Annotated in this window: 6 protein-coding genes and 1 CRISPR repeat array; of the genes, 2 read left to right on the top strand and 4 right to left on the bottom strand. The window is 58.0% G+C overall.

What is annotated here, in order from left to right:
• Positions 1 to 45: 45 nt before the first annotated feature.
• Positions 46 to 437: a CRISPR direct-repeat array (repeat unit 36 nt; unit sequence GTCGCCGCCGCCGTGAGCGAAGCGAGCGTGAGGCGG).
• Positions 438 to 488: 51 nt separating this feature from the next.
• Positions 489 to 797, top strand: coding sequence for a transposase (locus ABJF10_RS26985; RefSeq protein WP_348547729.1), 309 nt, complete (start codon positions 489 to 491; stop codon positions 795 to 797).
• A 32-nt stretch (positions 798 to 829) separates the two neighbouring features.
• Positions 830 to 1,789: an IS3 family transposase gene (locus ABJF10_RS26980; protein ID WP_348547728.1), complete on the top strand. Its 960-nt coding sequence runs from the start codon at positions 830 to 832 to the stop codon at positions 1,787 to 1,789.
• Positions 1,790 to 1,985: 196 nt separating this feature from the next.
• Here ABJF10_RS26980 and ABJF10_RS26975 read toward each other — a convergent pair whose 3' ends face one another.
• From ABJF10_RS26975 to ABJF10_RS26960, 4 genes are all read right to left on the bottom strand, one after another.
• Positions 1,986 to 3,050 (bottom strand): nucleotidyl transferase AbiEii/AbiGii toxin family protein, encoded by a 1,065-nt coding sequence (locus ABJF10_RS26975; RefSeq protein ID WP_348547727.1) that lies wholly within the window; start codon positions 3,048 to 3,050, stop codon positions 1,986 to 1,988.
• A gap of 33 nt (positions 3,051 to 3,083) precedes the next feature.
• On the bottom strand, positions 3,084 to 3,701 hold the full coding sequence (locus tag ABJF10_RS26970; protein ID WP_348547726.1) for a DUF6577 family protein: 618 nt from the start codon (positions 3,699 to 3,701) through the stop codon (positions 3,084 to 3,086).
• 210 nt (positions 3,702 to 3,911) lie between these two features.
• Positions 3,912 to 5,561, bottom strand: a complete 1,650-nt coding sequence (locus ABJF10_RS26965) for an AAA family ATPase (protein ID WP_348547725.1) — start codon at positions 5,559 to 5,561, stop codon at positions 3,912 to 3,914.
• On the bottom strand, positions 5,558 to 7,989 hold a 2,432-nt coding region (locus ABJF10_RS26960), incomplete at its 5' end, for a TaqI-like C-terminal specificity domain-containing protein (RefSeq protein WP_348547724.1). The genes ABJF10_RS26960 and ABJF10_RS26965, both read right to left, overlap by 4 nt.

The raw sequence follows: 7,989 nt of genomic DNA, 5'->3' as shown, positions 1-7,989 counted from the left end.
AGCGTGAGGCGGAGAAAACCCGTTTGTGGGAATCGCCATCGCGACGTCGCCGCCGCCGTGAGCGAAGCGAGCGTGAGGCGGCGCGAGCCATATCGCCTTGCCGCACGCTACCTCCGGTCGCCGCCGCCGTGAGCGAAGCGAGCGTGAGGCGGCGCCTTACCAGACAGGGCCGTCGTGGTTGTGTCGCGTCGCCGCCGCCGTGAGCGAAGCGAGCGTGAGGCGGAAGCTGGCGCAGATTGAGCCTCCCGGGCGCGGCTTGTCGCCGCCGCCGTGAGCGAAGCGAGCGTGAGGCGGATGGCTCGGTTCGTTTGGCCGCGACTCAACGCGGAGGTCGCCGCCGCCGTGAGCGAAGCGAGCGTGAGGCGGGCCTGTTGCATGGAGTCGCGGGTGACCGCGCTGTAGTCGCCGCCGCCGTTGTAATGCTTCAGCCGGAATTGGAAGAAGGCGAGTGAGCGGCTATGGAGTGGGCCACCGAAAGGACCCTCGCCATGGAAACTCGCCGCCAATACACGCCCGAACAAAAAGTCGCCATCTTGCGCGAACACCTCCTCGAACACGTGCCCGTCTCCGATCTGTGCGACAAGCACCAGATCCATCCGACCCTATTCTACCAGTGGCAAAAAGCCTTCTTTGAAAACGGGACTGCGGTTTTTGAGCGCCAGCGGCCCCGCTCTCAGGGTTCCAAAGACGAGGCTAAAATCGAGCGCCTGGAAGCCAAGCTCAGACAGAAGGACGAGGTCATCGCCGAGATCATGGCCGAGCACATCGTTTTAAAAAAAGAGCTTGGGGAGATTTGAAGGGCACTTGGGTCCCCCACGACACGCGCGACATGATCATCGATTTTATCCAGCGCTGGGCGCCGCGCACCGGGTTGCCCGCCCTCCAGCTCGTCGCCTGGATCGGGCTGGGCCGCTCCAAGTACTACGATTGGCAGGGGCGTTACGGCCACGCCAATGAGCACAACGCCCTCGTCCCGCGCGATCACTGGCTGGAAGCGTGGGAGAAACAGGCCATCCTCGATTTTCACCACGCCTACCCGCTGGAAGGCTACCGCCGCCTGACCTTCATGATGCTCGACCGCGACCTGGTCGCCGTCAGCCCCTCCAGCACCTACCGTGTGCTCCGCGCGGCAGGCCTGCTGGAGGGGTGGAAACCGAAACCCTCGAAAAAGGGCACCGGCTTTGCCCAGCCGCTCCAGCCACACGAGCACTGGCACATCGATATCTCGTATCTCAATCTCGCCGGCACCTTCTTCTATCTCTGCTCGGTGCTCGATGGTTGCTCGCGCTTTCTGGTGCACTGGGAGCTGCGTGAAAGCATGACCGAGGCCGACGTGGAAATCATCCTCCAGCGCGCCCTGGAAAACCACCCGCAGGCCAAGCCCCGAATCATCTCCGACAACGGTCCGCAGTTCATCGCCCGCGACTTCAAAGAGTTCATCCGCGTGGCCGGCCTCAGCCATGTCCGCACCGCGCCCTATTATCCCCAAAGCAATGGCAAGATCGAACGCTGGCATCGCTCCCTCAAAAGCGACTGTCTGCGCCCAGGCACTCCCCTCTGCCTGGAAGACGCCCGCCGCTTGGTGACCAACTTCGTGGCGCACTACAACACCGTGCGCCTCCACTCCGCCATCGGTTACCTCACCCCCACTGACAAACTTGCCGGCAAAGAAAAGGCCATCTTTGCCGCCCGCGACCAGAAACTCTCCCAGGCCAGAGAAAACCGCAAAACCAAACGCCACCAAACCCACGCCGACTCGCTTAGCCCCTTACCGCATTCTTCCAATTGACGCTGAACCAGTACACCGTGAGCGAAGCGAGCGTGAGGCGGGGGGCCGCGGCTACGCGTGAAACGCGGTTGCAACGTCGCCGCCGCCGTGAGCGAAGCGAGCGTGAGGCGGTAGCGCCGTCAGGACCGATTTGAGCACACTCAGGTTGCCGCCGCCGTGATACCCGATTGTTTCTGGATGATTTGTGGCCGAACAATCACCCGCTGGTTCTCAGGCGCAATGCCTCTGCCCAGAGCCACATCGCTTCTGGGACTGCTTTCAATTTACCGATGGCGGAGAATTCGGCGTCGAACTTCGCATCCTTCAGGCTGGCGAGCTTAGATTCATCGTAGCGGAGCGCAGTGAAATCCGGCGGATTGGCGGCGCGGATGGCGGTGGCAAGGAGAGCAGCTTTGGCGGCGGCTGTCTTCATCTCTTCGCGGCGGAACTTTACTCCAACGAGGTGCGAGTCGAGTTGCTTTCGACCGGCATCGAGGAGTTCGCACCGGCCATCTTTCGGAGCTGCTGCGAGGCCGACTTGGGCGATACGATACGCGGTTTCAAAGCTGTCCTGTAACGCCTGCTCAGCCGTGAACCTCCCGCCGCGATAACCATTCTCGGCGACGAAGACCTGCTCGTAGGCAGCACGGACGGCTCCCACATCGCCAGCAGCATCGAATAGTTCTCCCACATCGAAGACCTGCTTCATGAACTGCATCGTGTAGCGTTCATTCAGCGCAACGCCGGTAGTGTTTGGGCCGAAGGCCGTGAGCTTGTCGCCCAAGAGACCCTCGATTGTCGGGACGAGCAGCGTGCCGTCACCTTCCACAAACGCCGTCCGTAGCGGAACCCGTTCGACGTGCGGATACACGTTGCGCTCATGCACTACATCGAGCAGTACGAACGGCGCGGGATTCTTTGTATCCAGCGGCGTGTACGAGAATTTAAGGTGTCGTCGCGCGGGCACGCGATGGTCACCCCGTTCGTCCTCCGTCATGCCACTGAAGGGCCGCATCTTGCTCACTTCGGCAAGCAGGCGGTCGAGCTTTTCGGGCGGCTCCTGGCAGAAAATATCGGCGTCAATCGAGAGGCGGCGAATGCGCGGGAGTCGAAGGAGCAGGCTGGTGCCGCCCTTGAAAACGAAATCCAGTCCTCGCGCGGTCAATGCGTCCAGCGGGGCAAAAGCGTGGATGGTTTTTTCCAGCAGCACCGGATCGCATCCGCCAAGCTCCTCACGCTTGCGAGTCTGCCATTCCTCGGAAAAACAGGCTTCAGCGATCATTCTTTTGCTAAAAATCAATCAAGTCCGCCTATTTCAAAAAGGGGGAGTTAATTGGTTGTCTTCTCCCAAAAGCTCCTTTACCGGCAGCTTCCGCTCGGAGGCATAGCTTAGCAGTAGAGCCATCTGGATGCGGTGCGTTCCGGCCAGGTTGCCGAGCATCGTGTGAAATTCCGACAGAGCCATCAGCCGCAGGTCGCGCGCCTCAAAGCACAGTTCGACCAGCAGCTTCTCGATGGATGCCAGCGGCTCGTTTGAGGGGCTTTTGCGGCTCTCGCGACGCACTACTACCGTCCGCTCGCGCACGGCGAAGCGCGCCGCCTCCGCCCCACGCGGGTTCAGCCAGGCGTCCCAGCCCGCGTCACGCAGATGCTCGAAGACGCTTTCCATCGCGTCCACCTCCACATTCACAAAGGTCACGAATCGACTGAGAAGGTGGTGCATCGCGCCCTTCACCTGCGCGGTGGACCAGCAGGAGAAGGCGATGAGCGGAAAAGCCTTAGTCAGCGCGTCGGCCAGCGGTTTCACGGGCGTGGCGTCGAGGACGAAAGGCTTCGTCAACGACGAATACCAGCCGCGCCCAGCACTGTGAATGACACCTTCACCCATCGCTTCGTGCAGGTAACGCAGAAGCGTGGTGGACGGAGCGGGCATGTCGTGCTGCACGAGGAACAGGCGAAGCTGTCGCAGAGAGAAATATTTTGCCTTCGCGGTCAATTCCGGGAAGCAAACGGAGCGCAGGAGTATTTGAGCGGTGGCTTGTCGGCAGCAGGCATAATTAGCGGTTCCCGGCTGGGTTTTCCACTGCTTTTCTATCAGGCGTCAAGATGGCTTGCCCCCGGCCTCGCAAACGCGGCGTTTGGGCTAAGCAAGGCATTTTTCCAGTTTGCCGATGAGATCGACGGCCTTCTGCACTTCGGCTGTGTAGAGGGGATTCTGGCCGACGTGCGCGCCCGCATTAAGCACGCGCTCGTTGGTCCTGAGCACTTCCTCGATTAGTTCAGCGTTCTCAATTGCCATCCACTGATTGTTGGTCAGCAATGTTCGCAGTTTACCACGCTGAGCCTTTAAGGTGTCTCGATCCCCCTGACTGAGCCCGGCGATACCATCTACGTCGTCATCAACTACGGCGATCAAGTGTCCTCGAAGGGCAGTGGGCGTTTCGTTGAGTATTTTGTAGTAGAGCTGCGTCGGAAGTTTCTCTAGCAACTTGTTACGAGCCGCTCGGAGGTGATTCGTGAGCGTGACGTAATCCTTGGTAGGAACGACTTCCGGCTTGAGGTAACGCACGACGGTATCTTCAACCACTTTGCGCAGGCATACCGCAGCTTCATCGAGGTTGTGACCGTGCAGATAGTCTTCCGCTTTTTGAAGGTCGGTCTTCTCCGGCTTACAGGTAATAGTTGTGGAAGGAATTCCCTCCAATCTGACGATCATCCAATCGGCGTGTCGAACACCAACAGTGCGGGCGAACTCCCGGAAGAATCCAAAATCGTGAGTCAGGATAATCTTCTGGTAGTTGGCGAAGGTGCTGGAAAGAAGGATTTCAACTACTTTCATCCGGTTACTCATGTCGAGACTGACGAGAAGATCGTCGAGGACTAGAAGCTTCAGATCGGAGTCATGCAGGTTGACGAGGGAGGCGGCGAAGCGGACGGAGAGCGCAAGTTGAGTAAGTTTCGCTTCATTCAAAAAGCTTTGCGGGCGAGTGATGTCTCTGCCTGGAACTTGTATTCCGAATTCGATTACCGGAATTGTGAAAGTGCGGGAGTCGAAGTGGTATGACGGCGGGGTGGTAACGCCCAGCTTGAGCGTGATCGGCGCTGGGTCGCCGGCGGAAAAGTGTTTGTCGTAGAACTTCTGCGCTTCCGTGCTGATGCTGCCCACAATACCCGGCAGGATTCCGGCGAAGGTATTCGTGTCTGCGATAAAACGGTCGTAGGCGTAGGTTCCCGCCAGTCCTTTGTAGGCAGAAGGATTGGGAACACCCGACTTGATGGAATTCCAGCAGTCCGAAGGAACTTGTCCCCCGGTCGAGACGCAGAATGGGAGGATTTCCTTCTCGAAAAGCGGCCAGAGATTGAACTTCTCTGAATTACGGAAATGAGAAAAGCCAAAGAAGAAACGATAGGTGATGAAGTCGCTGGCCAGATCGCCCTTGAGAATGGCGGGCTGCTGGCGAGTTCCGTGATTCGCCTGGCTAATCGGATAGGTGGTATCGATTTGAGTCGCGGTGTCGCGTAAGGTCAGGACGATCTCCCCCGGCTTTGGGTTTGCCTCAGCCTCTTCGTAGGTGTTCAGCAGCCGCAGTGGGTGAGACGGATCAAAGTATTTGGCAACGTCGGGCGTCGCCTTCCGGGCGCTTTGGAGAAAAGTATAAAGCGCCCAGTAGAGAGACGATTTGCCGGCACCGTTGGCCCCATAAACGAGGAGATGGCGGCCTTCGAGATTGAGGGCGAATTCGCGGAAGGCTTTGAAGTTCCGGATTTCGAGGCGGTGGAGTCGGGACTTCATACTCGGCCCTCCTGCTTGATGATAGCCAGCAAGTCCGGGCTGTCGGCGCTAAGGCGGATGAGGCGATTTCGGACGGGGTGGCTGGGGGCGTTGAGGGTCGCATGCACGTGGGTGAGGAAGTCGAGCCGCTGCGCGTCACTGGCCGCTGGATTACAGGCGGTGAGGTGCGGGGCCACGGTGTCCTGGAAGAGCAGGTCGCGCTCTGCCATGTGCTCTCGGAAGTAGCACTCCATCACGCAAGCGTCGATGAGGTCTTCGAGGAACCGCCCAGCAACCGGTTGGTTCGTGCGTTTCGCATACATAATCAATCGCGCCAGATGTTCGAACAATAATAGTTTGTCCGCCGCCGGCGTCTTGACCGGAATCTGCCCCACATATTCCTTCGAGAGATTCACTGTGAGTTTGGAGTCATTTGTGAATCTCTTTCTGTAAAACCAGTTTGCCGTCTTGGAATTGATCAGGGCCAAGATGAAGCCATACATGTCCGTGTGCGGCTCATTTAAGATGAGGTTCAGAATCGACTCTTTGTTGTAGAACCAATCGTCGTCCAATGCTGCCTTGAGCGGAGTTTGGCCACCCGTGATCCTCTGAATCATGATCTTCCGGCACTCGAACACGTCCGGCGTCCGGCTGCGGTGCAGGAGTGATTCGTCGTAATTTAGAAACCGGCCTCGGTAATTTATCGAATACGGCCCAATCTCGTCACCCTCAAGAAATGGCTTCCATCGGCTCCCGTGTCGTTCATTGCTGACAACCTCCGGCAAGTTGCCGGAGATCACTACACCAAACCTGATGCGATGACACAGGTCTCCCAGCGGCTTACTTCCCATCTCTATCAGGTCGAGAATCTCTCGATCCCTTTCGGTAGAGAATATGTCAATAATTCCCCCTTTAATTTTCCAGTCCGCTTGTTTGCAGCGCTTTTCACTACTGTCTTCTAAGCCATGCCTAATGATTGTTTTCCATTCGGCTTCAGGCGCTGATGCTCGGATGCGAATCGCGATCGTCGACGCCGTGACTTGGTCAAACACGCCAACGTCAAGGTCAAGAATTTCCTCAATGCGATACTTATTAAGTATAAGCCTTCTTGTCGGATCGTAAGAGGTCACTCTCAGCAAAGTGTTCGGGAGGATGTAAGAGAGCAGCCCTTTATCGCCCAGAAGTTGCGCCCCTCGTTCAATGAAGATGACAAAAAGGTTCGTTTTCCCAGCGCCGGAGACATATAAGTCTTTGTATCGCTTCTTGTCTTTTGCCGAGATACCGATGTTGCCTCCAAAAACATACGGCGGATTGCCGATGACGATATCAAAGCCATCGGCTAACGATCTGCCAAACATCCAGTGGGGATCGAAGAAGTCGGCGGAGGCTTGCGGGTCGAAGGGATCCCAAGCGGCGACGTGTTGGGCCTTCTTCGTAATCTCGGAATTCTTCTTTGCACCCAACTCGTTGATGAGCGTATCCGCCAGCTTTTGGCGCAGGGATTTGATCTTCTTCTGAAGAGCTAGCTTTTGGTCGCGACGCTGGATTGCAAAGTGACTGTGGTAAGCAGCTTCGATTTCTTTTTCGATTGGTTCGATCAGCGCTTTGACGAAAAGATCCGGCTCGGGGATTGGCAGGCCGATGAGGGTATCGGCGGCGACGAACTTGGTTTCCAGATTGGGCAGCGGGAGGATGCCGTGGTTGTCCTTCTTGTTGCGGTTGGTCTTTTGATCGCAGACGAGGGAGATAAAGAAACGGAGCTTGGTGATCTGGATGGCGATGGGCTGGATGTCCACGCCGTAGAGGCAGTTTTCGATGAGGTAGAGCTTGCGGCCGTAGTCGTCGGCGTTGTCGGCGAAGGCGGCTTCGAGCTGCTCGCGCATGGGGGCGGAGTCGAGCTTGGCGAGCTGGGTCTGCTTCCAGCGGTCGTTGTCGGGATCAAGCTTGCCGAGGATATAGACGAGCTTGTGGAGGACGCCCATCGGGAACGCCCCGGAGCCGCATGCGGGGTCGAGGATTTTCAGCGCGTCGATGGCGGCGATGAGGCAGGCGACTTCGGCGGGGGTGAAGGTGTGCTCTTTCTCGGTATAGGCGAAGAGGAGGTCGAGCCCGGCGCGGGCGTCGGGTTCCTTCATGCGGGTCTTTTCCACGAGGACGCGGGTGAGGTGGGCCTTCAGCGAACCGTCCACCATGTTGTCCACGATGGGGCGCGGGGTGTAGAAGGAGCCGGTTAGCTTGCGGGCGGTGGTTTTGGTTTCTTCGTTGTAGGAGGCGAGGAGGTTCTCGAAGACTTTGCCGAGGAGCTCCGGGTCGAGTGCGATTTCCTGATCGATCGGAGTGTTCTCGACGATGGTGAACTTGTAGCGGTTTAGGATGCGGATGAGGCCGGAGACTTTCTCGGCCTTGCGCTTCTTGTCGTCATAGACGGCGGAGAGGTCGGCAGTCTCGC

The sequence above is a fragment of the Chthoniobacter sp. genome (genome assembly GCF_040003245.1).
In the GTDB taxonomy this organism is placed as follows: domain Bacteria; phylum Verrucomicrobiota; class Verrucomicrobiia; order Chthoniobacterales; family Chthoniobacteraceae; genus Chthoniobacter.
The sequence above is the reverse complement of the archived record's forward strand: the minus strand, read 5'-3'. Positions and strand labels throughout refer to the sequence as shown.

Bases quoted from the DNA above. Each gene is read 5' to 3' on its own strand.
- ABJF10_RS26985 (WP_348547729.1), top strand. From the start codon at position 489: ATGGAAACTCGCCGCCAATACACGCCCGAACAAAAAGTCGCCATCTTG.
- ABJF10_RS26980 (WP_348547728.1), top strand. From the start codon at position 830: ATGATCATCGATTTTATCCAGCGCTGGGCGCCGCGCACCGGGTTGCCC.
- ABJF10_RS26975 (WP_348547727.1), bottom strand. From the start codon at position 3,050: ATGATCGCTGAAGCCTGTTTTTCCGAGGAATGGCAGACTCGCAAGCGT.
- ABJF10_RS26970 (WP_348547726.1), bottom strand. From the start codon at position 3,701: ATGCCCGCTCCGTCCACCACGCTTCTGCGTTACCTGCACGAAGCGATG.
- ABJF10_RS26965 (WP_348547725.1), bottom strand. From the start codon at position 5,561: ATGAAGTCCCGACTCCACCGCCTCGAAATCCGGAACTTCAAAGCCTTC.